The sequence below is a fragment of the Escherichia sp. E14V7 genome, from assembly GCF_004212225.1.
Taxonomy (GTDB): domain Bacteria; phylum Pseudomonadota; class Gammaproteobacteria; order Enterobacterales; family Enterobacteriaceae; genus Escherichia.
The window spans coordinates 325,944-351,195 of the sequence record NZ_RHJJ01000013.1 but is presented as its reverse complement, the minus strand read 5'-3'; the positions used below and the strand labels follow the sequence as shown (position 1 = coordinate 351,195).

Genomic DNA, 25,252 nt, shown 5'->3' with positions numbered 1-25,252 from the left:
ACATCATGGATCAAAAACAGATTGAAGAAATTGTACGCAGCGTGATGACGTCAATGGGACAAGCGGCCCCCGCGCCGTCAGAAGCAAAGTGCGCCACCACCACCTGTGCGGCACCGGTGACCTCGGAAAGCTGCGCGCTGGATTTAGGTTCTGCGGAAGCAAAAGCGTGGATTGGTGTTGAAAACCCGCATCGCGCAGACGTATTAACAGAACTGCGTCGCAGCACCGTGGCCCGCGTTTGTACCGGTCGTGCCGGTCCGCGTCCGCGCACCCAGGCGTTGCTGCGTTTCCTGGCCGATCACTCTCGTTCGAAAGACACCGTACTGAAAGAAGTGCCGGAAGAGTGGGTGAAAGCGCAGGGCTTGCTGGAAGTGCGCTCTGAAATTAGCGACAAAAATCTCTACCTGACTCGCCCGGATATGGGCCGCCGCCTGTGTGCAGAAGCTGTTGAAGCGCTGAAATCACAGTGTGTCGCCAGTCCGGACGTACAGGTCGTTATTTCTGATGGCCTGTCTACTGACGCGATCACCGTGAACTATGAAGAGATCCTGCCACCGCTGATGGCGGGCCTGAAACAGGCCGGGCTGAAAGTCGGCACGCCGTTCTTTGTGCGTTACGGTCGCGTGAAAATTGAAGATCAGATCGGTGAGATCCTCGGCGCGAAAGTGGTGATCCTGCTGGTGGGTGAACGCCCAGGGTTAGGGCAGTCAGAAAGTCTTTCCTGCTACGCCGTCTACTCACCGCGTATGGCGACCACCGTTGAGGCCGATCGCACCTGTATCTCTAACATTCACCAGGGCGGCACGCCGCCAGTTGAAGCCGCAGCAGTTATTGTGGATTTGGCGAAACGTATGCTGGAGCAGAAAGCATCCGGCATCAACATGACCCGATAAGGAGGCATCATGCCAGCTTTAGATTTGATTCGACCGTCGGTTACCGCCATGCGGGTGATTGCCTCCGTTAACGCCGATTTTGCGCGTGAGCTGAAATTGCCGCCGCATATTCGTAGCCTTGGGCTGATTTCCGCCGACTCCGATGACGTCACCTACATTGCCGCTGATGAAGCGACCAAACAAGCGATGGTGGAAGTGGTGTATGGCCGCTCGCTGTATGCAGGAGCCGCACACGGCCCGTCACCGACTGCCGGTGAAGTGCTGATTATGCTGGGCGGGCCAAACCCGGCGGAAGTGCGTGCTGGTCTGGATGCAATGGTTGCGCATATTGAAAACGGTGCGGCCTTCCAGTGGGCCAACGATGCCCAGGATACGGCATTCCTTGCACATGTGGTTTCGCGTACTGGTTCTTATCTCTCTTCCACTGCGGGTATTACGCTTGGCGATCCGATGGCGTATCTGGTGGCGCCACCGCTGGAAGCGACTTATGGCATTGATGCAGCATTAAAATCTGCCGACGTACAGCTGGTGACTTATGTCCCGCCGCCGTCAGAAACCAACTATTCCGCCGCATTCTTAACGGGAAGCCAGGCGGCGTGTAAAGCGGCCTGTAATGCCTTTACCGATGCAGTGCTGGAAATCGCGCGGAATCCAATCCAGCGTGCGTAACGGAGGTTGCCGATGATCAATGCACTGGGATTGCTGGAAGTGGACGGCATGGTCGCCGCAATTGATGCGGCGGATGCGATGCTGAAAGCGGCCAACGTGCGCCTGCTCAGTCATGAAGCACTTGACCCTGGTAGGTTGACGCTGGTGGTGGAAGGCGATCTGGCGGCGTGTCGTGCGGCGCTGGATGCAGGTTGTGCTGCTGCGATGCGTACCGGGCGCGTCATCAGCCGCAAGGAGATCGGTCGGCCAGACGATGACACCCAGTGGCTGGTTACTGGCTTTAACCGCCAGCCAGAGCAAGCTGTAAAGGAACCCTGCGTGCCAGCTATCGTTGCGGAATCTGCTGACGAGTTGTTGGCGCTGTTAACATCAGTACGTCAGGGAATGACGGCAGGAGAAGTGGCTGCCCACTTTGGCTGGCCGTTGGAAAAAGCCAGAAATGCGCTCGAACAGCTCTTTTCTGCCGGGACGTTACGTAAACGCAGTAGTCGTTATCGTCTCAAGCCCCATTAATCTGTCGGAGGTGCCGGGTGTCATATAACACCCGGCATTAACATCATGAAAAAGCCCCGTACAGCTAATTTGCACCATCTTTATCATGACCCCTTATCCGAAAACCTGAAGCTTACGCCGAAGGTCGAAGTGGATAATGTTCATCAACGACAGACAACGGATGTCTATGAACATGCTTTGACGATTACCGCCTGGCAGCAGATTTACGATCAGCTGCATCCGGGCAAGTTTCATGGTGAGTTTACGGAAATTCTGCTTGATGATATTCAGGTTTTCCGTGAATACACCGGTCTGGCACTGCGTCAGTCGTGCCTGGTCTGGCCGAACTCTTTCTGGTTTGGTATTCCGGCGACACGCGGCGAACAGGGATTTATCGGCTCACAATGCCTGGGAAGCGCGGAAATTGCCACGCGCCCTGGCGGCACCGAGTTTGAACTGAGTACACCGGATGATTATACGATCCTTGGCGTAGTGCTTTCTGAAGATGTCATTACCCGGCAGGCTAACTTTTTGCATAACCCGGAAAGGGTGCTGCATATGTTACGTAACCAGTCGGCGCTGGAAGTGAAAGAGCAGCATAAAGCCGCGCTGTGGGGCTTTGTCCAACAGGCGTTGGCGACATTTTGCGAGAACCCGGAAAATCTTCATCAGCCTGCGGTGCGTAAAGTGCTGGGGGATAATTTGCTGATGGCGATGGGGGCGATGCTGGAAGAAGCGCAACCAATGGTGACAGCGGAAAGTATTAGTCATCAGAGTTACCGACGTTTGCTTTCCCGCGCCCGTGAATATGTGCTGGAAAATATGTCTGAGCCGGTGACGGTTCTGGACTTATGTAATCAACTGCATGTCAGCCGCCGCACGCTACAAAACGCGTTTCACGCTATTTTAGGCATTGGCCCGAACGCGTGGCTGAAACGCATTCGCCTGAATGCCGTACGCCGCGAACTGATAAGCCCGTGGTCGCAAAGTATGACGGTAAAAGACGCCGCCATGCAGTGGGGGTTCTGGCATCTGGGGCAATTTGCCACGGATTACCAGCAGCTGTTTGCCGAGAAGCCATCACTGACGCTGCATCAGCGGATGCAGGAGTTGGGATGAGGGAGTTACACCCAATCCCTGACCTTAATAAACTCACTCAACGCCGCTTCCGGACTGCCTGCTTCTGGCTGATAATCATACTCCCAGCGTACCAGTGGCGGCATCGACATCAGAATAGATTCGGTGCGCCCGCCGGTTTGTAAACCAAACAGCGTCCCGCGATCCCATACCAGGTTGAACTCGACATAGCGCCCGCGGCGGTACAACTGGAAATTGCGCTCGCGTTCGCCGTATTCCATTGCTTTACGCCGTTCAACAATCGGTAAGTAAGCGTCGGTGTAGCCTTTGCCTACCGCCTGCATAAAGGCAAAACAGTGGTCGAAATCTGGCGTGTTCAGGTCATCAAAGAACAGCCCGCCAATACCGCGCTGTTCGTTGCGATGTTTGAGGTAGAAGTATTCGTCGCACCACTTTTTGTAACGGGGATAAACGTCTTCACCAAATGGCAGGCACAGGTCACGGGCGGTGCGATGCCAGTGAATGGCGTCTTCTTCAAAACCATAGAATGGAGTTAAGTCGAAGCCGCCGCCAAACCACCAGACGGGATCGGCACCCGGTTTTTCGGCAATAAAAAACCGCACATTCGCGTGGCTGGTGGGAATGTACGGATTATGCGGATGCACTACCAGCGATACGCCCATCGCCTCGAAACTGCGCCCGGCAAGTTCCGGGCGATGAGCTGTCGCGGAAGCGGGCATCGCGTTGCCGTGGACGTGAGAAAAGTTGACGCCCGCCTGTTCGAAAACACCACCATTACGCAACACCCGACTACGTCCGCCGCCACCAGCTTCACGTTGCCAGCTATCTTCGACAAACTCAGCGCCATCGACGGCGCTCAGTTGCTGACAAATTGTATCCTGAAGGTCGAGGAGGAACTGTCTAACCTGGTGTGCGTCGGGTTTCATAACTTACCGCTTTTTCGAGTGTGCTTTCTGGTTATCAAACCAGTGGAAATAACTGATCACGCCTTCAGCAATCGCTGTGGCGATTTTCTGACGAAACGCCGCCGTGCCTAATAGCCGTTCTTCTTCCGGGTTGGTGATAAACGAAGTTTCCACCAGCACCGAAGGAACCGACGGTGATTTCAACACCACAAATGCCGCTTGTTCGGTGTTGCGGCTGTGCAGTTTATGCACCGGCTTAATCTTCTTCAGAATATGCGAGCCGAGCGTCAGACTATTTTTAATGGTATCTGTTTGCACCAGATCAAACAGCACTTGTTGCAATAGGTGATCCCTGTCGGTCGCCTTTTTCCCGGCAACTTCATCAGCACGGTTTTCGCGTTCCGACAAATATTTTGCCATCGCGCTACTTGCGCCACGGTTAGAGAGGGCAAAGACCGATGCACCGGCAGCTTTCGGGTTGGTAAAGCCGTCGGCGTGAATTGACATAAACAGGTCAGCGCCATGTTTATGGGCGATTTCAACGCGATCGTACAGTGGAATAAAGGTATCGCCAGAACGCGTCAGCCGCGCATCAATGCCATGATTGCGCAAAATTGAACGGACGTTTTTGGCAATCGCCAGCACCACGTGTTTTTCTTTTGACCCGTTGCGGCCAATTGCCCCGGTATCAATCCCGCCGTGGCCTGGATCGAGAACGACTATCCGCTTGCCCCCGGCTTTTTTGGCTTTCGGCTTAGTGTGTCCGTTGCTGGTTTTTAAAGGTTCTTCTTTGGCGATGGCTTGTGACATTCCTGACAACGTCAGGGCAGCCAATCCGGCTTTCAGCACCTGGCGGCGCGAAGTGAGTGTTTTTAGTGGTTTAAAAGTGCTCATACGGCCTGAGTTGTAATAATGAAGTTCCAGATGTTATATCGTATCGCGTAATCCGTTACGACGGTTTGCTGGTGAGAATTGTTTTACTTTTCATTTCAATAAATGACAACGCGTCATTATGCCACTTTTTCAACCGATTTTCGTCAGATATTGGCTAATTCGGTCGTTCACGCCATAATCACCCTTTTAACCCCCAAAAAGGTAACTCATACCATGGAGATACGCGTATTTCGCCAGGAAGATTTCGAAGAGGTCATCACCCTTTGGGAGCGTTGCGACTTGCTGCGTCCATGGAACGATCCGGAAATGGACATCGAACGCAAGATGAACCATGACGTCAGTTTGTTCCTGGTCGCGGAAGTGAATGGTGAAGTGGTGGGAACGGTGATGGGCGGTTATGACGGGCATCGTGGGTCTGCTTATTATCTTGGCGTGCATCCGGAGTTTCGCGGGCGCGGAATTGCTAACGCGTTGCTTAATCGACTGGAGAAAAAGCTCATTGCCCGCGGTTGCCCGAAAATTCAGATCAACGTGCCGGAAGACAATGACATGGTGCTCGGAATGTACGAACGCCTGGGATATGAACACGCTGATGTGCTGAGTCTGGGTAAGCGTTTGATTGAAGATGAAGAGTACTGAGTTTCATCCTGTCCATTATGATGCGCACGGACGCCTGCGTTTACCTTTTCTCTTCTGGCTTGTGCTACTGCTTCAGGCGCGAACCTGGGTGCTGTTTGTGATTGCCGGTGCGTCGCGTGAGCAGGGTACTGCGCTGCTGAATCTGTTTTATCCCGATCACGATAATTTCTGGCTGGGGTTAATTCCCGGCATTCCAGCAGTGCTGGCGTTTTTGCTGAGTGGTCGGCGGGTTACGTTTCCCCGTATCTGGCATGGGCTCTATTTTCTGTTGCTGTTGGCGCAAGTGGTTTTACTTTGCTGGCAACCGTGGCTGTGGCTGAACGGCGAATCGGTTAGCGGAATCAGTCTGGCGCTGGTAGTGGCGGATATTGTGGCGTTAATCTGGCTGCTGACCAATCGACGTTTATGCGCTTGTTTTGTGGTTGAGAAAGAATAACGGCACTTTTTTGCAAATTCGCACTCCAAGCAACGTTATTGAATAACCAAAGGAAGTGAGATGAAATCGCTGCGTTTAATGTTATGCGCTATGCCGTTGATGCTGACCGGCTGTTCCACGATGTCGTCAGTTAACTGGTCTGCCGCGAATCCGTGGAACTGGTTTGGTTCATCTACCAAAGTGAGCGAGCAGGGCGTGGGTGAATTAACGGCGTCCACACCATTACAAGAACAAGCTATTGCCGATGCGCTTGATGGTGATTATCGCCTGCGCAGCGGAATGAAAACCGCTAACGGTAATGTAGTGCGCTTTTTTGAAGTGATGAAAGGCGACAGCGTGGCGATGGTCATCAATGGTGATCAAGGCACAATCAGCCGCATTGACGTTTCAGATAGCGATATTCCTGCGGACACCGGTGTTAAAATCGGTACACCGTTTAGCGACCTTTACAGCAAAGCATTTGGCAATTGCCAAAAAGCCGATGGTGATGATCGTGCTGTCGAATGTAAAGCTGAAGGCAGTCAACATATTAGCTACCAGTTCAGCGGTGAATGGAGTGGTCCTGAAGGGTTAATGCCTTCGGACGATACCTTGAAAAACTGGAAAGTCAGTAAAATTATCTGGCGACGTTAATTTGCGTCTGAACAAACCGCTAATCACAAAAAACACGTAAAATAGCGCCCAACAATGCCACGGATTGCGTGGCATTATTATTTTCAGGAGGAACAATGTCTCAGGTTCAGAGTGGCATTTTGCCAGAACATTGCCGCGCGGCGATTTGGATCGAAGCCAACGTAAAAGGGGAAGTTGATGCCCTGCGTGCGGCCAGTAAAACATTTGCCGACAAACTGGCAACTTTTGAAGCGAAATTCCCGGACGCACATCTTGGTGCAGTCGTTGCCTTTGGTAACAACACCTGGCGTGCTCTGAGCGGCGGCGTTGGTGCCGAAGAGCTGAAAGATTTTCCGGGCTACGGCAAAGGTCTTGCGCCGACCACTCAGTTCGATGTGTTAATCCACATTCTTTCTCTGCGTCATGAAGTAAACTTTTCTGTCGCCCAGGCGGCGATGGAAGCCTTTGGTGACTGCATTGAAGTGAAAGAAGAGATCCACGGCTTCCGTTGGGTTGAAGAGCGTGACCTGAGCGGCTTTGTTGACGGCACAGAAAACCCGGCGGGTGAAGAGACGCGTCGCGAAGTGGCGGTTATCAAAGACGGCGTGGATGCAGGCGGCAGCTATGTGTTTGTGCAGCGTTGGGAGCACAACCTGAAGCAACTCAACCGTATGAGCGTTCACGATCAGGAAATGATGATCGGCCGTACCAAAGAAGCCAACGAAGAGATTGATGGCGACGAACGTCCGGAAACCTCTCACCTGACCCGTGTTGATCTGAAAGAAGATGGCAAAGGACTGAAGATTGTTCGCCAGAGCCTGCCGTACGGCACCGCCAGTGGCACTCACGGTCTGTACTTCTGCGCCTACTGTGCGCGTCTGCATAACATTGAGCAGCAATTGCTGAGCATGTTTGGCGATACCGATGGTAAGCGTGATGCGATGTTGCGTTTCACCAAACCGGTAACCGGCGGCTATTACTTCGCGCCGTCGCTGGACAAGCTGATGGCGCTGTAAGCGTTTCTGATTGAATGATTAAAGGCCAGCCAATAGCATTACTGACTGGCCTCAGATTGTTGATAAAGTGCGCGTTGTACACGCCGGATGCGGCGTGAACGCCTTATCCGGCCTACAAATCGTGCGAATTCAATACATTCCAGGGGCCGCGTAGGCCTGATAAGCGTAGCGCATCAGGCAGTTTTGCGTTTGTCAGCAGTCGCAGGTCAGCCAGTAACACAACTGAACGGCCTCAGATTGTTGACCAAGTGCGCGTTGTACACGCCGGATGCGGCGTGAACGCCTTATCCGGCCTACGAAATCGTGCGAATTCAATACATTGCAGGGGCCGCGTAGGCCTGATAAGCGTAGCGCATCAGGCAGTATTGCGTTTGTCAGCAGTCTCAGGCCAGCCAGTAACAAAACTGACTGGCCTTTTTATTACTTCTGCTTTAACGCCGCATACACCTGATCAACTACCCAACCATAAGTTGCAATCGGTAACTGACCGCTTTCGAACATATTGGGATTTTTTTGTGGATCGGCAACTGGCGAATGGGGCTTGTTGCTTAACATCACAATCGCCATGTGATTCACCGGATCGATAACGGTCACCGTCCCGGTCCAGCCAGTGTGACCGTAGGTTTGCGGGCTTGCCAGCGTGCCAAACGTCGGCGTCATGGTGGCATTACCATTGACTCGCCAGCCAAGGCCAAAAGTGGCGTCTTCCTTTGAGCTGGTGGTGAACATCTTCACCGTTTCCGCACTGAACAGCTTCACATCGCCATAGCCACCGCCGTTCAGCATCGTTTGCATTAACACCGCAATATCGCCGGTATTGGAAAACAAGCCTGCGTGTCCGGAAACGCCGCCCATCGAATAGAACGCTTTTTCATCGTGCACCTGACCCCAGAGAGTGGAGGTGCGGATATTCGGAAAGTGGATCACGCCATCGCGGGTATTGCCGTTCAGTTCCGTCGCGGCAATTTGCTGCGGTTTAAAGCCTTTCAGCAGCGGGTTAAATACCGTATGCGTCAGGCCGAGTGGCCGATAAATCGACTCTTCAACATAGCGGTCAAGCGGCTGGCCAGTAACTGACTCGACGATAAATCCAAGCAACATATAATCGACATCGCTGTAGATATGTTTGCTGCCGGGCTGATACTCCAGCGGCGTGCGCTTGATCATCTCCAGCGTCTGGCCTTTATCCTGCGAATATAACGCGCCCGCGACCGTTTTATTCGGGTATTGTGGGTCCGCCGGGAAACCGCCGCTGTGATGCAGCAGATCAGAAATCCGCAGCGTGTTTTTGCCTTTGATGGTGTCATTTGGACTGTCGGCAAACCCTGGAATATATTTCGCAATCAGATCGTCGGGATGCAGTTTGCCTTCGCTCATCAGCTTTTGCAGAGCGAAGTTTGTGGCGTACATCTTGGTGTTTGAGGCCAGGTCATACAGCGTCTCGGTGGTGGCTTTTACAGGCTGCGCCATCAACACGCTGCCATCGTACTTTTTCGCCATCCCCCAGGCTTTGCGATACACAATCTGATTATCTTTAATAATCAGTAGGTTTACGCCGGGATAACCGGCATCAACTTGCTGGTTAATCCAGCGATCCATCTGGTTAAGCCGTTCGATATTGAACCCTGCTTTCTCTGGCGAACTTTCTGTCAGAACAGGGTATTTTGCGGCGTTGACGCTACAGCTGACAGCCAGCAGAGAAAGATAGAGCATTGTCCGTTTCATAATCAGTCCAGATTGACGTTACGGCAGCCAAAGAACGTGGTGAAAATAAACCCACTAACCCATGCCACCAGAATCCCACCTGCATATACCGCCATTGCCGGAAGGATACCTTGAGCGGAAGTCATCAGCGGCAGCGCCACCAGGCCAGACGGTCCGAAGGCGCTGTTTAAGCCCATTGGCAGACCCCACCAGGCTATCAGCCCGATAAACAAACCGCCCGCCGCGCCGCCTAAACAGGCGGTAACAAACGGTTTCATGCGGGGCAGGGTGACGCCGTAAATCAGCGGTTCGCCAACACCCAGCAGACCGGGAATAATCGCCCCGCGTACCTGACTGCGTAATGCGCTGTGCGGTTGCGCCCGCCAGTAGAGTGCAAGCGCCGCGCCCACCTGGCCCGCGCCTGCCATCGAAAGGATGGGAAATAAGCTGTTGAATCCCTGACTATCCATTAACGCGAGGTAAACAGGAATAAAGCCCTGATGCACGCCAAACACCACGGCGATCAGGAACAGCCCGGCTAAAACCGCACAACCGAGCGGATTACTGTTCAGGTGCATAAACAACCACGACATGCCTTCAAACAGCCAGCCGCCCAGCGGCATAATGATCAGGTACGCAAGCGTAGCGGTGATCAACAGAGTGATTAACGAGGTCAGCAGCATGTCGAGATCGTCCGGCATAAAGCGGCGCACCATGCCTTCAATGCGGGCGCAGGCCCAGGCGGCAATCAACACGCCGATAATATTGCCGCGCGGATCGATGGGCAGACCGAAGAAATCGTGAAATCCGGCGTAGTAACCAGTGGTGGCAGCAGGGTTATAACCGAGCAAAAAGAGCGCGGCGATAATTGCGCCATTTACGCCTGTGCCGCCGAACGCCTGGGCCGCGTTATAGCCCACCAGAATTACCAGGAAGGTGAACAAGCCTTTGCTGAACACCTTCATAAAATTCAGCGCGTCGGGCAGCGTTCCCTGAGCATCTGCCGGAACGTGCATCACCGTGGCGATTAGCGTCGCTATCCCCAGCAACAGACCCGCAGCAATAAAACCGGGGATCAGCGGCGTAAAGATGGTGGCGAATTTGGCGAGAAATTGTTGCACGCCGGAAGTTTGTCTGGCTTTTAACTGGCGTTTATTCTGGGCGGCGATTTCTGCGGCATCCTGTATCGGTGCTTCGCCCAGCAACTCGCTCATGGCTTTTGCGGCACGATGCGCTTTGCCTGGCCCAAAAACCACCTGCACCTGATCGCTGGTCAAAATGACGCCCTTTACGCCTTCCAGGGTTTTGATATCGGGATCAACCAGTGAACTGTCATGTACACCCAGACGCAGACGCGTCATACAGTTACCACAGTTGGCGATGTTTCCCGGGCCACCGACCCGGGTAAGAATGGTGTTCAGAAGCTCACTGCTGATCTCTTTAGCCATGGGTTATTCCTTTTCCAGAGCTTTGCGAATAAAGCCGCCGTGTTGATCCAGGCGTTTTTTAGCTTCTGCGGCATCGAGATTTTTCAGCACCATCACAATAGCCGTTTTACAGTGGCGGTCGCAGGCAACCAATGCCGCTTCCGCTTGCTCAGCGCTACATCCGGTGGCGTTTTTGACGATATTGACCTGGCGCACATGCAGTTTTTCATTGGTAGCGACCACATCAACCATCAGGTTACCGAACACTTTGCCTGACTTAATCATCAGCCCGGTGGAGAGCATGTTGAGCACCAGTTTCTGCGCCGTGCCTGCTTTCATTCGCGAAGAACCGGTAACCACTTCAGCCCCAACAATCGGCGTAATAGCAAACTCTGCGGTAGTTGAAACGGCGCTCCCCGGATTACAGGAAATTCCCACTGTGCGGCAACCGAGCTGGCGGGCGTATTCCAGTCCGGCAATCACATACGGCGTACGACCGCTGGCGGCAATACCGACCACCACATCCTGTGCCGTTAAATTAATATTTTTCAGATCGTTAACGCCGCCTTCCCGGCTATCTTCCGCGCCTTCCACCGCGTGCTGAATGGCATATTCGCCGCCAGCAATCAAACCAACCACCAGGCCCGGTTTCACGCCGTAGGTTGGCGGACATTCACTGGCATCAAGAATACCCAGACGACCAGAGGTCCCCGCACCGATGTAAATCAGACGGCCGCCGCCGCTCACCTGGGTGTGAATAACATCGATCGCCGCTGCAATATCCGGCAATACGCGCTCAACGGCGAGTGGTACGGTTTTATCTTCATCGTTGATAATCCGGCACATTTCCAGCGTCGAAACGCGGTCAATTTCAGCCGAGGCGGCGTTCGAGCCTTCGGTAATCATCTTTTCAAGTTGCATATACAATCACCTTAAATATTTGCCTTCGAATAATTTCATCTGGAGTGAATCATATCTCCCTGCCTGATTATGTACAGCAGTGAATGTGTACAATGACAGCGTTGTGGTTATGGAAGATTTTACTTAAGATTTTCCTGAATTTAGAACCACTACTCAGCATTGATCTGTCATTCAGGTATGGTAAGGACAATAGAGCGTAATGCTCTGTATTCAAAAGGAGAAACTTGAAATGGGTAAACTCACGGGCAAGACAGCACTGATTACAGGCGCATTGCAGGGAATTGGCGAAGGAATTGCCAGAACTTTTGCACGTCATGGCGCGAACCTAATCTTGCTGGATATCTCCCCTGAGATCGAAAAGCTGGCGGACGAACTGTGTGGTCGTGGTCATCGCTGTACGGCGGTTGTCGCCGATGTGCGTGACCCGGCGTCGGTAGCCGCTGCTATCAAGCGCGCGAAGGAAAAAGAAGGGCGCATTGATATCCTGGTGAATAACGCAGGCGTTTGTCGCCTGGGCAGTTTCCTCGATATGAGCGATGACGATCGCGATTTCCATATTGATATCAATATTAAAGGCGTATGGAACGTCACAAAGGCGGTGCTGCCGGAGATGATTGCCCGCAAAGATGGCCGCATTGTGATGATGTCTTCAGTCACTGGCGATATGGTGGCCGATCCGGGCGAAACGGCGTATGCCTTAACGAAAGCGGCGATTGTTGGCCTGACTAAATCGCTGGCGGTGGAGTACGCGCAGTCTGGTATTCGCGTAAATGCGATTTGTCCGGGCTACGTGCGCACGCCAATGGCGGTAAGCATTGCCCGCCAGTCGAACCCGGAAGATCCGGAATCGGTGCTGACTGAAATGGCGAAAGCAATCCCGATGCGTCGCCTCGCCGATCCGCTGGAAGTCGGCGAACTCGCGGCCTTCCTCGCATCCGATGAATCCAGCTATTTAACCGGTACACAGAATGTGATCGATGGCGGCAGCACACTGCCGGAGACGGTTAGCGTCGGCATCTGATTCACCTCTGTTTCCTCCCTGCATGTGTGGGGAGGATTTCGTCTTATTCCCTTTTCAACTTCCAAATCACCAAACGGTATATAAAACCGTTACTCCTTTCATGCCCGTTATAAATATGATGGCTATTAGAAAGTCATTAAATATATAAGGGTGCGCAATGGCCGTTAACTTACTGAAAAAGAAATATCTCGCGCTGGTTGCTTCTCTGCTGCTGGCAGGCCATGTACAGGCAACAGAACTGCTGAACAGTTCTTATGACGTCTCCCGTGAGCTGTTTGCCGCCCTGAACCCGCCGTTTGAACAGCAATGGGCCAAAGATAACGGCGGCGACAAACTGACGATAAAACAATCTCATGCAGGGTCATCAAAACAGGCGCTGGCAATTTTGCAGGGCTTAAAAGCCGACGTTGTCACTTATAACCAGGTGACTGACGTACAAATCCTGCATGACAAAGGCAAGCTGATCCCGGCGGACTGGCAGTCGCGCCTGCCGAATAATAGCTCGCCGTTCTACTCCACCATGGGCTTCCTGGTGCGTAAGGGTAACCCGAAGAATATCCACGACTGGAACGATCTGGTGCGCTCCGACGTGAAGCTGATTTTCCCGAACCCGAAAACCTCCGGTAACGCGCGTTACACCTATTTAGCCGCGTGGGGTGCAGCGGATAAAGCCGACGGTGGCGATAAAGCCAAAACCGAACAGTTTATGACTCAGTTCCTGAAAAACGTTGAAGTGTTCGATACCGGTGGTCGTGGCGCAACCACCACTTTTGCCGAGCGTGGCCTGGGCGATGTGCTGATTAGCTTCGAATCGGAAGTGAACAACATCCGTAAACAGTATGAAGCGCAGGGCTTTGAAGTGGTGATTCCGAAAACCAATATTCTGGCGGAATTCCCGGTGGCGTGGGTCGATAAAAATGTGCAGGCCAACGGTACGGAAAAAGCAGCCAAAGCCTACCTGAACTGGCTCTACAGCCCGCAGGCGCAAACCATCATCACCGACTATTACTACCGCGTGAATAACCCGGAAGTCATGGACAAACTGAAAGATAAATTCCCGCAGACCGAATTGTTCCGCGTGGAAGACAAATTTGGCTCCTGGCCGGAAGTGATGAAAACCCACTTCACCAGCGGCGGCGAGTTAGACAAGCTGTTAGCGGCGGGGCGTAAGTAATGTTTGCAGTTTCTTCACGACGCGTGTTGCCGGGCTTTACCCTGAGCCTCGGCACCAGTCTGCTGTTTGTGTGCCTGATATTGCTACTGCCGCTCTCCGCGCTGGTGATGCAGCTTTCTGAGATGAGCTGGGCGCAGTACTGGGAGGTGATCACCAATCCGCAGGTGGTCGCGGCCTATAAAGTGACGCTGCTGTCGGCGTTTGTCGCGTCGATTTTTAACGGTGTTTTCGGCCTGCTGATGGCGTGGATCTTAACCCGTTATCGCTTCCCTGGCCGCACGCTGCTTGATGCGCTGATGGATTTACCCTTTGCGCTGCCAACGGCAGTCGCCGGTTTGACGCTGGCCTCGCTCTTTTCCGTGAACGGTTTTTACGGTGAATGGCTGGCGAAGTTTGATATCAAAGTCACCTACACCTGGCTTGGGATTGCGGTGGCGATGGCCTTTACCAGCATTCCGTTTGTGGTGCGTACCGTACAGCCGGTGCTGGAAGAGTTAGGCCCGGAATATGAAGAAGCGGCGGAAACGCTCGGTGCAACGCGCTGGCAGAGTTTCTGTAAAGTGGTGCTGCCGGAACTATCTCCGGCGCTGGTGGCGGGTGTGGCGCTGTCGTTTACCCGCAGCCTCGGTGAGTTTGGCGCGGTGATATTTATCGCCGGGAACATCGCCTGGAAAACAGAAGTGACGTCGCTGATGATTTTCGTTCGCTTACAGGAGTTTGATTACCCGGCGGCGAGCGCGATTGCTTCGGTGATCCTCGCGGCATCCCTCCTGCTGTTGTTCTCAATTAACACTCTTCAAAGTCGCTTTGGTCGGCGTGTGGTAGGTCATTAATGGCGGAAGTTACCCAATTGAAGCGTTATGACGCGCGCCCGATTAACTGGGGCAAATGGTTTCTGATTGGCATCGGGATGCTGGTTTCGGCGTTCATCCTGCTGGTGCCGATGATTTATATCTTCGTGCAGGCGTTCAGCAAAGGGCTGATGCCGGTTTTACAGAATCTGGCTGACCCGGACATGCTGCACGCCATCTGGCTAACGGTGATGATTGCGCTGATTGCCGTGCCGGTGAACCTGGTGTTCGGCATCCTACTGGCCTGGCTGGTGACACGTTTTGATTTTCCTGGGCGTCAGTTGCTGCTGACGCTGCTGGATATCCCGTTTGCCGTCTCTCCGGTGGTCGCAGGCCTGGTGTATCTGCTGTTCTACGGCTCTAACGGCCCGCTGGGCGGCTGGCTTGATGAACATAATCTGCAAATTATGTTCTCCTGGCCGGGAATGGTGCTGGTCACCATCTTCGTGACGTGTCCGTTTGTGGTGCGCGAGCTGGTACCGGTGATGCTGAGCCAGGGCAGCCAGGAAGACGAAGCGGCGATTTTGCTTGGCGCGTCCGGCTGGCAGATGTTCCGTCGCGTCACATTACCGAATATTCGCTGGGCGCTGCTTTACGGCGTGGTGCTGACCAACGCCCGCGCGATTGGCGAGTTTGGCGCGGTATCGGTGGTTTCCGGCTCGATTCGCGGCGAAACACTTTCGCTGCCGTTACAGATTGAATTGTTGGAGCAGGACTACAACACCGTCGGCTCCTTTACCGCTGCTGCGCTGTTGACGCTGATGGCGATTATCACCCTGTTTTTAAAGAGTATGTTGCAGTGGCGCCTGGAAAATCAGGAAAAACGCGCGCAGCAGGAGGAACATCATGAGCATTGAGATTGCCAATATTAAGAAGTCTTTTGGTCGCACCCAGGTGCTGAACGATATCTCACTGGATATTCCTTCTGGTCAGATGGTCGCGTTGCTGGGGCCGTCCGGTTCCGGGAAAACCACGCTGCTGCGCATTATTGCCGGGCTGGAGCATCAAACCAGTGGGCATATTCGCTTCCACGGCACCGACGTCAGCCGCCTGCACGCGCGCGATCGTAAAGTCGGTTTCGTGTTTCAGCATTACGCGCTGTTCCGCCATATGACGGTGTTCGACAATATCGCCTTTGGCCTGACGGTGCTGCCGCGTCGCGAGCGCCCGAATGCCGCAGCTATCAAAGCGAAAGTGACAAAATTGCTGGAGATGGTGCAGCTTGCCCATCTGGCGGATCGTTATCCGGCGCAGCTTTCCGGCGGCCAGAAACAGCGTGTGGCACTGGCGCGCGCGCTGGCTGTGGAACCGCAAATTCTGCTGCTCGATGAACCGTTTGGCGCGCTGGATGCGCAGGTGCGTAAAGAGCTGCGTCGCTGGCTGCGTCAACTGCATGAAGAACTGAAATTCACCAGCGTGTTCGTTACCCACGACCAGGAAGAAGCGATGGAAGTCGCCAACCGCGTGGTGGTGATGAGCCAGGGCAATATCGAACAGGCCGATGAACCGGATCAGGTCTGGCGCGAACCGGCGACCCGTTTTGTGCTCGAATTTATGGGCGAAGTAAACCGCCTGCAGGGAACCATTCGCGGCGGGCAGTTCCACGTTGGCGCACATCGCTGGCCGCTGGGGTATACACCTGCGTATCAGGGGCCGGTGGATCTCTTCCTGCGCCCGTGGGAAGTGGATATCAGCCGCCGCACCAGCCTTGAATCGCCACTGCCGGTCCAGGTGCTGGAAGCCAGCCCGAAAGGCCACTACACCCAATTAGTCGTGCAGCCGCTGGGGTGGTATGAAGATCCGCTCACCGTGGTAATGCGTGGCGATGATGCGCCAGTGCGCGGCGATCGTTTGTTCGTCGGGCTGCAACATGCGCGGCTGTATAACGGTGACGAGCGTATTGAAACCCGCGATGAGGAACTTGCTCTCGCACAAAGCGCCTGATAGGTTGAGTGAATGTTAAACGCCCGGAGGCGCTTCCCGCGATCCGGGCTTTTTAATGGCAAGGTTTGTAACCTGTAGGCCAGATAAGACGCGCAAGCGTCGCATCAGGCAACACCACGTATGGACAGAGATCGTGAGTACATTAGAACAAACAATTGGCAATACGCCTCTGGTGAAGTTGCAGCGAATGGGGCCGGATAACGGCAGTGAAGTGTGGTTAAAACTGGAAGGCAATAACCCGGCAGGCTCGGTGAAAGATCGTGCGGCGCTATCGATGATCGCCGAGGCGGAAAAGCGCGGGGAAATTAAACCGGGCGACGTGTTAATCGAAGCCACCAGTGGTAACACCGGCATTGCGCTGGCAATGATTGCCGCGCTTAAAGGCTATCGCATGAAATTGCTGATGCCCGACAACATGAGCCAGGAACGCCGTGCGGCGATGCGTGCTTATGGTGCGGAACTGATTCTTGTCACCAAAGAGCAGGGCATGGAAGGTGCGCGCGATCTGGCGCTTGAAATGGCGAATCGTGGTGAAGGCAAGCTGCTCGATCAGTTCAATAATCCTGATAATCCCTACGCCCATTACACCACCACCGGGCCGGAAATCTGGCAGCAAACCGGCGGGCGCATCACTCATTTTGTCTCCAGCATGGGGACGACCGGCACTATCACCGGCGTTTCACGCTTTATGCGCGAACAATCCAAACCGGTGACCATTGTTGGCCTGCAACCGGAAGAGGGCAGCAGCATTCCCGGCATCCGCCGCTGGCCTGCGGAATATCTGCCAGGCATCTTTAACGCATCGCTGGTGGATGAGGTACTGGATATTCATCAGCGCGATGCGGAAAATACCATGCGCGAACTGGCGGTGCGGGAAGGGATTTTCTGCGGGGTGAGTTCTGGCGGTGCGGTTGCTGGCGCGATACGTGTGGCAAAAGCTAACCCTGGCGCGGTGGTGGTGGCGATCATCTGCGATCGCGGAGATCGCTACCTTTCTACCGGGGTGTTTGGGGAAGAGCATTTTAGCCAGGGGGCGGGGATTTAAGATTATTGCGCAGGCACTGTTTTATCCGTCTGCGCAATCAGCGCATGTAAAAAAGGTTGCGCATTTTCATCGCTCTTACCGGGCATCTTCACGATGTAAGGCTTACCGGTAATCGATGACGACGAAGCCACCTTATCGATAAACTGCTCGGCGGTATCAATGCGATTGCGCGTGTTGCCGAGCTTCAACTTCAGATGCGAAACTGCTTCATCGCAGGTATGTTCATCACCGTTGCGCACAAATATCAAATCCCTTTTCTGTGCTAATCCCTCCAGCATGGCGTTGATACGGGCTTCTTCGTGGGCAGTTAACTTCGCGTAAGCGGGGAGTGTCATCAACAGCGTAATGACCAGACAAATGATTTTCTTCACTGAATTACCATATCCTTGTTTTGTGATAGCCGATTTGACTGCCAAAATCAGGTAAAGTTTCGGTTGGGATGCGATGAGGATCATCGGCAAGGAGAAAAATTAAATGAGTAGTTTGTTGTTGTTTAACGATAAGAGCAGAGCGTTGCAGGCGGATATTGTCGCTGTGCAGTCGCAGGTGGTGTATGGCAGCGTAGGCAACAGCATTGCCGTGCCTGCTATTAAACAGAACGGCCTGAATGTCTTTGCCGTGCCGACCGTGTTGCTAAGCAATACGCCACATTATGATACGTTCTACGGTGGTGCGATTCCGGACGAATGGTTTAGCGGCTATTTACGTGCACTACAGGAGCGCGATGCGCTGCGCCAGCTGCGCGCTGTCACCACCGGTTATATGGGAACCGCGTCGCAAATCAAAATACTTGCCGAGTGGCTGACTGTATTACGCGAAAACCATCCTGACTTATTGATTATGGTCGATCCGGTCATTGGCGATATTGATAGCGGTATTTACGTCAAACCTGACCTGCCCGATGCGTATCGGCAATATTTGTTGCCACTGGCGCAGGGAATTACGCCAAATATCTTTGAGCTGGAAATCCTGACCGGTAAAAACTGCCGCGATCTCGACAGCGCCATTGCCGCAGCAAAAAGTTTGCTTTCAGACACATTAAAATGGGTGGTTATTACCAGCGCCTCTGGTAACGAAGAAAATCAGGAGATGCAGGTGGTGGTGGTCAGTGCCGACAGCGTGAATGTCATTTCCCATTCTCGGGTAAAAACCGATCTGAAAGGTACAGGCGATCTGTTTTGCGCCCAGCTCATCAGTGGCTTGTTGAAAGGTAAGGAATTAACTGACGCGGTACATAGCGCAGGCTTACGCGTGCTGGAGGTGATGCGCTACACCCAGCAACATGAGAGCGATGAATTGATTTTGCCGCCGTTGGCGGAAGCATAAAAAATGGCGCCGATTGGCGCCATTTTTCACTGCGGCAAGAATTACTTCTTGATGCGAATAACCGGGGTTTCACCCACAGTCACGCTACCGGACAGTTTGATCAGTTCTTTGATTTCATCCATGTTGGAGATAACAACCGGAGTCAGGGTAGACTTGGCTTTCTCTTCCAGCAGCGGGAGATCGAATTCAATCACAGTATCGCCAACTTTCACGCGCTGACCTTCTTCAGCAATACGCTTGAAGCCTTCGCCTTTCAGTTCAACAGTGTCGATACCGAAGTGAACGAACAACTCAACGCCGCTATCAGATTCGATAGAGAACGCGTGGTTGGTTTCAAAGATTTTACCAATGGTGCCGTCAACCGGAGCGACCATTTTGTTACCAGTTGGTTTGATAGCAATACCATCACCAACGATTTTTTCCGCAAAAACGACATCCGGCACGTCTTCGATATTGACGATCTCGCCAGAGAGCGGAGCAATGATCTCAATAGTTCCAGTATCCTTCTTGTCGTCGGAAACCAGAGATTTCAGTTTATCGAACAAACCCATGATCTTCTCCTAAGCAGTAAATTGGGCCGCATCTCGTGGATTAGCAGATTGTTTTTTCTTCAATGAACTTGTTAACCAGCGTCATTAACTCGTCCGTTGTCGGTTGAGCAAGAGCCTGCTCTGCTAACACCTTCGCATCTTCGAAGTTCGTGTTACGGATAATCTTCTTAATGCGCGGGATAGAAATGGCGCTCATAGAGAATTCGTCCAGACCCATCCCCAGCAACAGAAGTGTAGCACGTTCATCGCCAGCAAGCTCACCACACATACCTGTCCATTTGCCTTCAGCATGAGAAGCATCAATAACTTGCTTGATCAAGTTCAGCACGGACGGTGACATTGGCTGGTAAAGGTGTGAAATCATATCATTACCACGGTCAACTGCCAGAGTGTACTGCGTTAAATCATTGGTGCCGATACTAAAGAAATCAACTTCTTTGGCTAAATGACGCGCAATTGTCGCGGCAGCCGGTGTTTCCACCATCACGCCAATTTCAATTGACTCGTCAAACGCTTTACCTTCGTCGCGCAGTTCCTGTTTGTAGATTTCGATCTCTTTGCGCAGTGCACGCACTTCTTCAACAGAGATGATCATCGGGAACATGATGCGCAATTTACCGAAAGCAGAGGCACGCAGGATAGCGCGAAGCTGATCGCGCAGGATCTCTTTACGATCCATCGCGATACGGATAGCACGCCAGCCGAGGAACGGGTTCTCTTCTTTCGGGAAGTTCATGTACGGCAGCTCTTTATCGCCGCCAATGTCCATGGTACGAACAATAACTGCCTGTGAGCCACACGCTTCAGCCACCGCTTTGTAAGCAGCAAACTGTTCTTCTTCGGTTGGCAGCGCGTCGCGGTCCATGAACAGGAATTCGGTACGATACAGACCAACGCCTTCAGCGCCGTTACGCTCTGCACCTTCAACGTCACGAACAGTACCGATGTTAGCGCACACTTCGACCTGGTGACCGTCCAGCGTAATTGCTGGCAGATCTTTCAGTTTAGCAAGCTCTGCTTTTTCAGAAGCAACTTGCTCCTGAACGGCGCGCAGTTTATCAATAACTTCATTGGTTGGATTGACGTAAACCTGATTGTTTACGGCATCCAGAATCAGATAGTCGTCGTTTTTCACCTGAGAGGTGACGCTACCGGTACCCACGATGGCTGGCAGTTCCAGAGAACGCGCCATAATAGAGGTGTGGGAAGTCCGGCCACCCGCGTCGGTGATGAAACCCAGCACCTTCTTCAGGTTTAGCTGTGCGGTTTCAGACGGCGTCAGGTCAGCGGCAACCAGGATTACTTCATCCTGAATGGCGCTCAGGTCAATGATCTTCAGCCCAAGGATGTTGCGCAGCAGGCGCTTACCGATATCACGTACGTCGGCCGCACGCTCTTTCAGGTATTCGTCATCCAGTTCTTCCAGGGCAGAAGCCTGACCTTCGATAACTTCATGAGCAGCTGCATCAGCGGTCATGTGCTTATCTTTAATCAGGGCTATGATTTCCTGCTCCAGCTCCTCATCTTCGAGCAACATAATATGCCCTTCGAAGATGGCTTCTTTTTCTTCACCGAACGTTTCACCAGCTTTCGTTTTGATCGTTTCCAGCTGGGCAGATGCCTTGGCACGACCGCTCAGAAAACGTTCAACTTCCTGATCAACCTGGTCGGCAGAAATTTTTTTCCGGTCAATGACGATTTCGTCTTCTTTCAAAAGCAGAGCTTTACCGAAAGCGATACCCGGGGATGCTAAAATGCCTGAAATCATAACCCTACCTTACTTGTGACTGATTTTTAAAAGAACCCGGGAAATTACTCGAGTTCCGCCATCAGTTTAACCAGATGTTCAACCGCTTTTTGCTCGTCTTCGCCTTCTGCAGAGATAGTCACAACGGTGCCTTGAGTCAGGCCCAGAGTCTGCAGTTTGAACAGGCTTTTGGCGCTGGCGCTTTTGCCGTTAGAAGTCACAGTAATTTCAGAAGTGAAGCCCTTAGCTTCTTTTACAAACTGGGCAGCAGGGCGGGTGTGCAGACCGTTCGGAGCGGTAATGGTAACTTCTTGCTGGAACATTGTATTTCCCCAACTTATAGGTTTAGTGTTGTGGAACTAAAGTCTAGCCTGGCGGTTCGACTTTAGCCTGTATTGTTAGCGCCAGTTTTAACAGACGCGACGCACGAAGTGCTCTATACAGTCCATTGCTGGCGGATGTTGGCCGCTGACGTTTCGTTCATCATTAAACATTATGCCGCTAAAGGAAGACTTGAACCAAATCATAAAATCGATTCAGCTAAGGCTTTTCCTGTAACGATTAATTTCGCGCATCAAAATAATTAGTCAGGTTAAATACCAGTTCCGACAAGTTGAATCAATGCCAGGAGGGGTGAAAGTTTGAAGCAGGCCACAAAAAAGCACCTGAAAAGGTGCTTTTTTACGCATTTTTAACAAGCTGGCATTACTGTTGCAGTTCTTTCTCGGTAAAGAGATCGGCAAACAGTGCAGTGCTTAAATAACGCTCACCCGATGATGGTAGAATAACCACAATATTCTTATTGGTAAAGCTTTCATCTTCTTGTAGTTTCAACGCCGCAGCAACAGCCGCGCCGGAAGAGATCCCGGCAAGAATGCCTTCTTCTTCCATCAGGCGACGCGCAGTAGAGATGGCTTCTTCATTGGTGATGCCAATAACTTTGTCGACCAGTTTGAGATCAAGGTTAGCCGGGATAAAGCCAGCACCGATGCCCTGGATTTTATGCGGCCCGGGTTTGATTTCTTCACCTGCCAGCGCCTGGGCGATAACGGGAGAGTCGGTTGGTTCAACGGCGACAGAGATGAGGTCAGTCTTGCCTTTGGTGCCTTTAATGTAGCGGCTGACGCCGGTCAGCGTACCGCCAGTGCCGACACCAGCAATAAACACATCGACTTGACCGTCAGTATCTTCCCAGATCTCCGGGCCGGTGGTTTTTTCGTGAATTTCCGGATTCGCCGGGTTGCTGAATTGTTGCAGCAGCAGATATTTTTCTGGGTTGCTGGCAACAATTTCCTCTGCTTTTTGAATTGCGCCTTTCATGCCTTTAGCACCTTCGGTCAGCACCAGGTTTGCACCTAACGCTTTGAGCAGCTTGCGGCGTTCAATACTCATGGTTTCCGGCATGGTCAGAGTGAGTTTATAACCGCGAGCGGCAGCCACATACGCCAGTGCAATCCCGGTATTGCCGCTGGTTGGCTCCACCAACTCAACGCCCGGCTTCAGTACGCCGCGCTTTTCGGCATCCCAAATCATATTGGCACCGATACGGCACTTAACGCTGAAGCTGGGGTTTCGGGATTCCACCTTCGCCAGAATACGTCCGTTACCGATGCGATTCAGGCGAACCAGCGGTGTGTGACCGATAGTCAGCGAGTTATCTTCAAAAATCTTACTCATGGCCTGTCCTTAACTGTATGAAATTGGGATACAACAGGTAGCATACCCGCTCAGAGAATATGCGGAAGTAAGGATTTAGCATATCTATATGCAGAAGGGAAATAATGGCTCGCAAGATGGAATAAGGGGCGGCATAAGCCACCCCTGTTCCACACATAATGTTTACAAAATAATCGGTAAATTGTTACCGCCATAATGCATGTTTAGCGCGGTAGCAATCGACCCACATCGCCGTCGCACCACAAACGGCCACCGGCATGATGAACAGGTTGAGTACCGGGATCATCGTGAACAAGCTGGTTAAAGCACCAAACTGCATATTAGTGATTTTGCGCGTGCGCAGGGCAGTGCGCATCTCTTTGAATGGCACTTTGTGGTTATCGAACGGATAGTCGCAGTATTGGATGGCTAACATCCAGGCGCTGAACAGGAACCACAGCACCGGTGCGACGGTTTGCCCAATGCCAGGGATGAAGTAAAGGATCAGCAATACAATCGCGCGCGGCAGATACCAGGCAAACTTTTGCCATTCACGTTTCATAATCCGCGGCACATCTTTCATGATGCCGAAAATGCCGGTATCCGGTGGCGTAGCGCCAGTCAGTCTTGCTTCCAGTTGTTCAGCCAACAAACCGTTAAATGGTGCGGCAATCCAGTTGGCGATGGTGGAGAAAAAATAGCCAAAAACCAGTAGCACGGAGATAACCGCTACAGGCCACAGCAAATAGCTCAACCATTGCAGCCAGTCAGGTACGTGACTCATTAACGACGGGATCCAAACATCCAGCTGGCTAAAGAGCCACCAGAACGCGCCTCCCATCAACAAGATATTGATCAACAGCGGTAAGATGACAAAACGGCGAATCCCAGGTTGCGAGACGAGCTTCCAGCCTTGCGCAAAATAGTAAAAACCGCTGCGTGAGGCAGATGTGAATGTTGAAACCATAATCAGGATATGCTCCTTTTGACCAATCCCAGGAAAGTTCTGCGTATTTTACCGGGTATTTGCGCAATGGACAGTTAGGATATGTTCGAAAAACCAGCAAAAAGCACGATTTCATCTATCTTTGTGCTGTGAAAGTTAATAGTGCACTTGCACTTGAGGTAATCGACAAATACTCTTAGTGAGTAAATGTTTGCCGTGGTGGCAAGGTGTTAGAACAACAGAGAATATAATGATGCAGGATTTGCGTCTGATATTAATCATTGTTGGCGCGATCGCCATAATCGCTTTACTGGTACATGGTTTCTGGACCAGCCGTAAAGAACGATCTTCTATGTTTCGCGATCGGCCACTAAAACGAATGAAGTCAAAACGTGACGACGATTCTTATGACGAGGATGTCGAAGATGATGAGGGCGTTGGTGAGGTTCGTGTTCACCGCGTAAATCATGCCCCGGCTAACGCCCAGGAGCATGAGGCTGCTCGTCCGTCGCCGCAACACCAGTACCAACCGCCTTATGCGTCTGCGCAACCGCGTCAACCGGTTCAGCAGCCGCCTGAAGCGCAGGTACCGCCGCAACATGCTCCGCATTCAGCGCAGCCTGTTCAGCAACCGCAGCCAGTGCAACAACCGCAGCCAGTACAGCAGCCGGCTTACCCGCCGCAGCCTGAACAGCCGGTTGCTTCGCAGGTGCCTCCAGCTCCGCAGCCTACTTTCCAGACCGCGGAACCTGTAGCGGCATCGCAGCCTGAACCTGTAGCTGAACCAGCGCCTGTGATGGATAAGCCGAAGCGCAAAGAAGCGGTGATCATCATGAACGTCGCTGCGCATCACGGTAGCGAGCTGAACGGCGAACTGCTTCTTAATAGCATTCAACAGGCGGGCTTTATCTTTGGCGATATGAATATTTATCATCGCCATCTTAGCCCGGATGGCAGCGGCCCGGCATTATTCAGCCTGGCGAATATGGTGAAACCGGGAACCTTTGATCCTGAAATGAAGGATTTCACAACGCCGGGTGTCACTATCTTCATGCAGGTGCCGTCTTACGGTGATGAACTGCAAAACTTCAAGCTGATGCTGCAATCCGCGCAGCATATTGCCGATGAAGTAGGTGGCGTAGTGCTTGACGATCAGCGCCGTATGATGACTCCGCAGAAACTGCGCGAGTACCAGGACATCATCCGCGAAGTCAAAGATGCCAACGCCTGATACACTTAGGGCAAATTAACTTCTTTTCGAACCCCCGCTTGTCGGGGGTTTTTA

27 protein-coding genes are annotated in these 25,252 nt (G+C 52.6%); 16 read left to right on the top strand and 11 right to left on the bottom strand.

The window, feature by feature from the left end; all coding sequences use genetic code 11:
• Nucleotides 1-5: 5 nt before the first annotated feature.
• From eutC to eutR, 4 genes are read left to right on the top strand one after another with little or no spacing between them, the layout of a single operon-like run.
• Nucleotides 6-893, top strand: a complete 888-nt coding sequence (gene eutC / locus D9741_RS15825) for an ethanolamine ammonia-lyase subunit beta (protein ID WP_130216826.1) — start codon at nt 6-8, stop codon at nt 891-893.
• Nucleotides 894-902: 9 nt separating this feature from the next.
• On the top strand, nt 903-1,562 hold the full coding sequence (gene eutL, locus D9741_RS15820; protein WP_001111027.1) for an ethanolamine utilization microcompartment protein EutL: 660 nt from the start codon (nt 903-905) through the stop codon (nt 1,560-1,562).
• A 12-nt stretch (nt 1,563-1,574) separates the two neighbouring features.
• Nucleotides 1,575-2,075, top strand: coding sequence for an ethanolamine utilization microcompartment protein EutK (gene eutK, locus D9741_RS15815; RefSeq protein ID WP_130216828.1), 501 nt, complete (start codon nt 1,575-1,577; stop codon nt 2,073-2,075).
• 45 nt (nt 2,076-2,120) lie between these two features.
• Nucleotides 2,121-3,173, top strand: a complete 1,053-nt coding sequence (gene eutR / locus D9741_RS15810; RefSeq protein WP_130216830.1) for an HTH-type transcriptional regulator EutR — start codon at nt 2,121-2,123, stop codon at nt 3,171-3,173.
• Nucleotides 3,174-3,178: 5 nt separating this feature from the next.
• On the opposite strand, the gene hemF is transcribed toward eutR, so the two are convergent.
• Both hemF and amiA read right to left on the bottom strand, forming a co-directional pair.
• Nucleotides 3,179-4,078, bottom strand: coding sequence for an oxygen-dependent coproporphyrinogen oxidase (gene hemF / locus D9741_RS15805; protein ID WP_130216832.1), 900 nt, complete (start codon nt 4,076-4,078; stop codon nt 3,179-3,181).
• A gap of 3 nt (nt 4,079-4,081) precedes the next feature.
• Entirely contained in the window at nt 4,082-4,951 is an 870-nt protein-coding gene (amiA, locus tag D9741_RS15800) for an N-acetylmuramoyl-L-alanine amidase AmiA (RefSeq protein ID WP_130207396.1), read from the bottom strand.
• A gap of 213 nt (nt 4,952-5,164) precedes the next feature.
• Here amiA and D9741_RS15795 point away from each other — a divergent pair, with 213 nt between their 5' ends.
• The 4 genes from D9741_RS15795 to yfeX all read left to right on the top strand — a co-directional run bounded on the left by D9741_RS15795 (nt 5,165) and on the right by yfeX (nt 7,654).
• Complete coding sequence (locus D9741_RS15795) at nt 5,165-5,590, top strand: GNAT family acetyltransferase (RefSeq protein WP_000406000.1); 426 nt, start codon at nt 5,165-5,167, stop codon at nt 5,588-5,590.
• Nucleotides 5,577-6,026 carry a DUF2919 domain-containing protein gene (locus tag D9741_RS15790; protein ID WP_130216834.1) on the top strand — a complete coding sequence of 150 codons (450 nt, stop codon included), beginning with the start codon at nt 5,577-5,579 and terminating at the stop codon, nt 6,024-6,026. The genes D9741_RS15795 and D9741_RS15790 overlap by 14 nt, the downstream gene beginning before the upstream one ends.
• A 60-nt stretch (nt 6,027-6,086) precedes the next feature.
• Nucleotides 6,087-6,659 carry an RpoE-regulated lipoprotein gene (locus tag D9741_RS15785; RefSeq protein WP_130216836.1) on the top strand — a complete coding sequence of 191 codons (573 nt, stop codon included), beginning with the start codon at nt 6,087-6,089 and terminating at the stop codon, nt 6,657-6,659.
• Between the two features lie 95 nt (nt 6,660-6,754).
• The gene (yfeX, locus tag D9741_RS15780) at nt 6,755-7,654 is read left to right on the top strand and encodes a porphyrinogen peroxidase (protein ID WP_130216838.1); all 900 of its coding nucleotides are present in this window, start codon (nt 6,755-6,757) and stop codon (nt 7,652-7,654) included.
• A 420-nt stretch (nt 7,655-8,074) separates the two neighbouring features.
• Here yfeX and pbp4b read toward each other — a convergent pair whose 3' ends face one another.
• The 3 genes from pbp4b to murQ are packed head-to-tail and all read right to left on the bottom strand — an operon-like array spanning nt 8,075 to nt 11,706.
• A complete protein-coding gene (pbp4b, locus tag D9741_RS15775; protein WP_130216840.1) occupies nt 8,075-9,379 on the bottom strand; it encodes a penicillin binding protein PBP4B in 1,305 nt (434 codons plus the stop codon).
• Between the two features lie 2 nt (nt 9,380-9,381).
• The gene (gene murP / locus D9741_RS15770; protein WP_130216842.1) at nt 9,382-10,806 is read right to left on the bottom strand and encodes a PTS N-acetylmuramic acid transporter subunit IIBC; all 1,425 of its coding nucleotides are present in this window, start codon (nt 10,804-10,806) and stop codon (nt 9,382-9,384) included.
• A 3-nt stretch (nt 10,807-10,809) separates the two neighbouring features.
• Nucleotides 10,810-11,706, bottom strand: a complete 897-nt coding sequence (murQ, locus tag D9741_RS15765; protein ID WP_130216844.1) for an N-acetylmuramic acid 6-phosphate etherase — start codon at nt 11,704-11,706, stop codon at nt 10,810-10,812.
• Between the two features lie 229 nt (nt 11,707-11,935).
• Here murQ and ucpA point away from each other — a divergent pair, with 229 nt between their 5' ends.
• From ucpA to cysM, 6 genes are all read left to right on the top strand, one after another.
• On the top strand, nt 11,936-12,727 hold the full coding sequence (gene ucpA, locus D9741_RS15760) for an SDR family oxidoreductase UcpA (protein WP_130216846.1): 792 nt from the start codon (nt 11,936-11,938) through the stop codon (nt 12,725-12,727).
• 157 nt (nt 12,728-12,884) lie between these two features.
• Nucleotides 12,885-13,901: a thiosulfate/sulfate ABC transporter substrate-binding protein CysP gene (cysP, locus tag D9741_RS15755; protein WP_130216848.1), complete on the top strand. Its 1,017-nt coding sequence runs from the start codon at nt 12,885-12,887 to the stop codon at nt 13,899-13,901.
• Nucleotides 13,901-14,734, top strand: a complete 834-nt coding sequence (gene cysT / locus D9741_RS15750) for a sulfate/thiosulfate ABC transporter permease CysT (RefSeq protein WP_000458420.1) — start codon at nt 13,901-13,903, stop codon at nt 14,732-14,734. The genes cysP and cysT overlap by 1 nt, the downstream gene beginning before the upstream one ends.
• On the top strand, nt 14,734-15,609 hold the full coding sequence (gene cysW, locus D9741_RS15745; RefSeq protein WP_064526347.1) for a sulfate/thiosulfate ABC transporter permease CysW: 876 nt from the start codon (nt 14,734-14,736) through the stop codon (nt 15,607-15,609). Before cysT ends, cysW begins: the two co-directional genes overlap by 1 nt.
• Nucleotides 15,599-16,696: a sulfate/thiosulfate ABC transporter ATP-binding protein CysA gene (gene cysA / locus D9741_RS15740; protein WP_130216850.1), complete on the top strand. Its 1,098-nt coding sequence runs from the start codon at nt 15,599-15,601 to the stop codon at nt 16,694-16,696. The genes cysW and cysA overlap by 11 nt, the downstream gene beginning before the upstream one ends.
• 133 nt (nt 16,697-16,829) lie before the next feature.
• Nucleotides 16,830-17,741 (top strand): cysteine synthase B, encoded by a 912-nt coding sequence (cysM, locus tag D9741_RS15735; protein ID WP_130216852.1) that lies wholly within the window; start codon nt 16,830-16,832, stop codon nt 17,739-17,741.
• A gap of 2 nt (nt 17,742-17,743) precedes the next feature.
• Here the strand turns inward: cysM and D9741_RS15730 are convergent, their stop codons facing one another.
• Nucleotides 17,744-18,112 (bottom strand): YfeK family protein, encoded by a 369-nt coding sequence (locus tag D9741_RS15730; protein WP_130216854.1) that lies wholly within the window; start codon nt 18,110-18,112, stop codon nt 17,744-17,746.
• 103 nt (nt 18,113-18,215) lie between these two features.
• Between D9741_RS15730 and pdxK the strand changes: the two genes are divergently transcribed.
• The gene (gene pdxK, locus D9741_RS15725) at nt 18,216-19,067 is read left to right on the top strand and encodes a pyridoxine/pyridoxal/pyridoxamine kinase (protein ID WP_130207376.1); all 852 of its coding nucleotides are present in this window, start codon (nt 18,216-18,218) and stop codon (nt 19,065-19,067) included.
• 41 nt (nt 19,068-19,108) lie between these two features.
• Here pdxK and crr read toward each other — a convergent pair whose 3' ends face one another.
• The 5 genes from crr to cysZ all read right to left on the bottom strand — a co-directional run bounded on the left by crr (nt 19,109) and on the right by cysZ (nt 23,988).
• Complete coding sequence (gene crr / locus D9741_RS15720; RefSeq protein ID WP_000522247.1) at nt 19,109-19,618, bottom strand: PTS glucose transporter subunit IIA; 510 nt, start codon at nt 19,616-19,618, stop codon at nt 19,109-19,111.
• Between the two features lie 40 nt (nt 19,619-19,658).
• Nucleotides 19,659-21,386: a phosphoenolpyruvate-protein phosphotransferase PtsI gene (gene ptsI, locus D9741_RS15715; protein WP_000623129.1), complete on the bottom strand. Its 1,728-nt coding sequence runs from the start codon at nt 21,384-21,386 to the stop codon at nt 19,659-19,661.
• A 44-nt stretch (nt 21,387-21,430) separates the two neighbouring features.
• Nucleotides 21,431-21,688, bottom strand: a complete 258-nt coding sequence (gene ptsH / locus D9741_RS15710; RefSeq protein ID WP_000487600.1) for a phosphocarrier protein Hpr — start codon at nt 21,686-21,688, stop codon at nt 21,431-21,433.
• 382 nt (nt 21,689-22,070) lie between these two features.
• On the bottom strand, nt 22,071-23,042 hold the full coding sequence (gene cysK, locus D9741_RS15700) for a cysteine synthase A (protein WP_000034402.1): 972 nt from the start codon (nt 23,040-23,042) through the stop codon (nt 22,071-22,073).
• 184 nt (nt 23,043-23,226) lie between these two features.
• Nucleotides 23,227-23,988, bottom strand: a complete 762-nt coding sequence (gene cysZ, locus D9741_RS15695) for a sulfate transporter CysZ (RefSeq protein ID WP_130207372.1) — start codon at nt 23,986-23,988, stop codon at nt 23,227-23,229.
• Between the two features lie 229 nt (nt 23,989-24,217).
• On the opposite strand from cysZ, the gene zipA reads away from it, so the two are divergent.
• Complete coding sequence (zipA, locus tag D9741_RS15690) at nt 24,218-25,198, top strand: cell division protein ZipA (RefSeq protein ID WP_130216858.1); 981 nt, start codon at nt 24,218-24,220, stop codon at nt 25,196-25,198.
• Nucleotides 25,199-25,252: the final 54 nt, after the last annotated feature.

Coding starts and splice junctions, on each gene's coding strand:
- eutC (WP_130216826.1), top strand. CDS start 6: ATGGATCAAAAACAGATTGAAGAAATTGTACGCAGCGTGATGACGTCA.
- eutL (WP_001111027.1), top strand. CDS start 903: ATGCCAGCTTTAGATTTGATTCGACCGTCGGTTACCGCCATGCGGGTG.
- eutK (WP_130216828.1), top strand. CDS start 1,575: ATGATCAATGCACTGGGATTGCTGGAAGTGGACGGCATGGTCGCCGCA.
- eutR (WP_130216830.1), top strand. CDS start 2,121: ATGAAAAAGCCCCGTACAGCTAATTTGCACCATCTTTATCATGACCCC.
- hemF (WP_130216832.1), bottom strand. CDS start 4,078: ATGAAACCCGACGCACACCAGGTTAGACAGTTCCTCCTCGACCTTCAG.
- amiA (WP_130207396.1), bottom strand. CDS start 4,951: ATGAGCACTTTTAAACCACTAAAAACACTCACTTCGCGCCGCCAGGTG.
- D9741_RS15795 (WP_000406000.1), top strand. CDS start 5,165: ATGGAGATACGCGTATTTCGCCAGGAAGATTTCGAAGAGGTCATCACC.
- D9741_RS15790 (WP_130216834.1), top strand. CDS start 5,577: ATGAAGAGTACTGAGTTTCATCCTGTCCATTATGATGCGCACGGACGC.
- D9741_RS15785 (WP_130216836.1), top strand. CDS start 6,087: ATGAAATCGCTGCGTTTAATGTTATGCGCTATGCCGTTGATGCTGACC.
- yfeX (WP_130216838.1), top strand. CDS start 6,755: ATGTCTCAGGTTCAGAGTGGCATTTTGCCAGAACATTGCCGCGCGGCG.
- pbp4b (WP_130216840.1), bottom strand. CDS start 9,379: ATGAAACGGACAATGCTCTATCTTTCTCTGCTGGCTGTCAGCTGTAGC.
- murP (WP_130216842.1), bottom strand. CDS start 10,806: ATGGCTAAAGAGATCAGCAGTGAGCTTCTGAACACCATTCTTACCCGG.
- murQ (WP_130216844.1), bottom strand. CDS start 11,706: ATGCAACTTGAAAAGATGATTACCGAAGGCTCGAACGCCGCCTCGGCT.
- ucpA (WP_130216846.1), top strand. CDS start 11,936: ATGGGTAAACTCACGGGCAAGACAGCACTGATTACAGGCGCATTGCAG.
- cysP (WP_130216848.1), top strand. CDS start 12,885: ATGGCCGTTAACTTACTGAAAAAGAAATATCTCGCGCTGGTTGCTTCT.
- cysT (WP_000458420.1), top strand. CDS start 13,901: ATGTTTGCAGTTTCTTCACGACGCGTGTTGCCGGGCTTTACCCTGAGC.
- cysW (WP_064526347.1), top strand. CDS start 14,734: ATGGCGGAAGTTACCCAATTGAAGCGTTATGACGCGCGCCCGATTAAC.
- cysA (WP_130216850.1), top strand. CDS start 15,599: ATGAGCATTGAGATTGCCAATATTAAGAAGTCTTTTGGTCGCACCCAG.
- pdxK (WP_130207376.1), top strand. CDS start 18,216: ATGAGTAGTTTGTTGTTGTTTAACGATAAGAGCAGAGCGTTGCAGGCG.
- crr (WP_000522247.1), bottom strand. CDS start 19,618: ATGGGTTTGTTCGATAAACTGAAATCTCTGGTTTCCGACGACAAGAAG.
- ptsI (WP_000623129.1), bottom strand. CDS start 21,386: ATGATTTCAGGCATTTTAGCATCCCCGGGTATCGCTTTCGGTAAAGCT.
- ptsH (WP_000487600.1), bottom strand. CDS start 21,688: ATGTTCCAGCAAGAAGTTACCATTACCGCTCCGAACGGTCTGCACACC.
- cysK (WP_000034402.1), bottom strand. CDS start 23,042: ATGAGTAAGATTTTTGAAGATAACTCGCTGACTATCGGTCACACACCG.
- cysZ (WP_130207372.1), bottom strand. CDS start 23,988: ATGGTTTCAACATTCACATCTGCCTCACGCAGCGGTTTTTACTATTTT.
- zipA (WP_130216858.1), top strand. CDS start 24,218: ATGATGCAGGATTTGCGTCTGATATTAATCATTGTTGGCGCGATCGCC.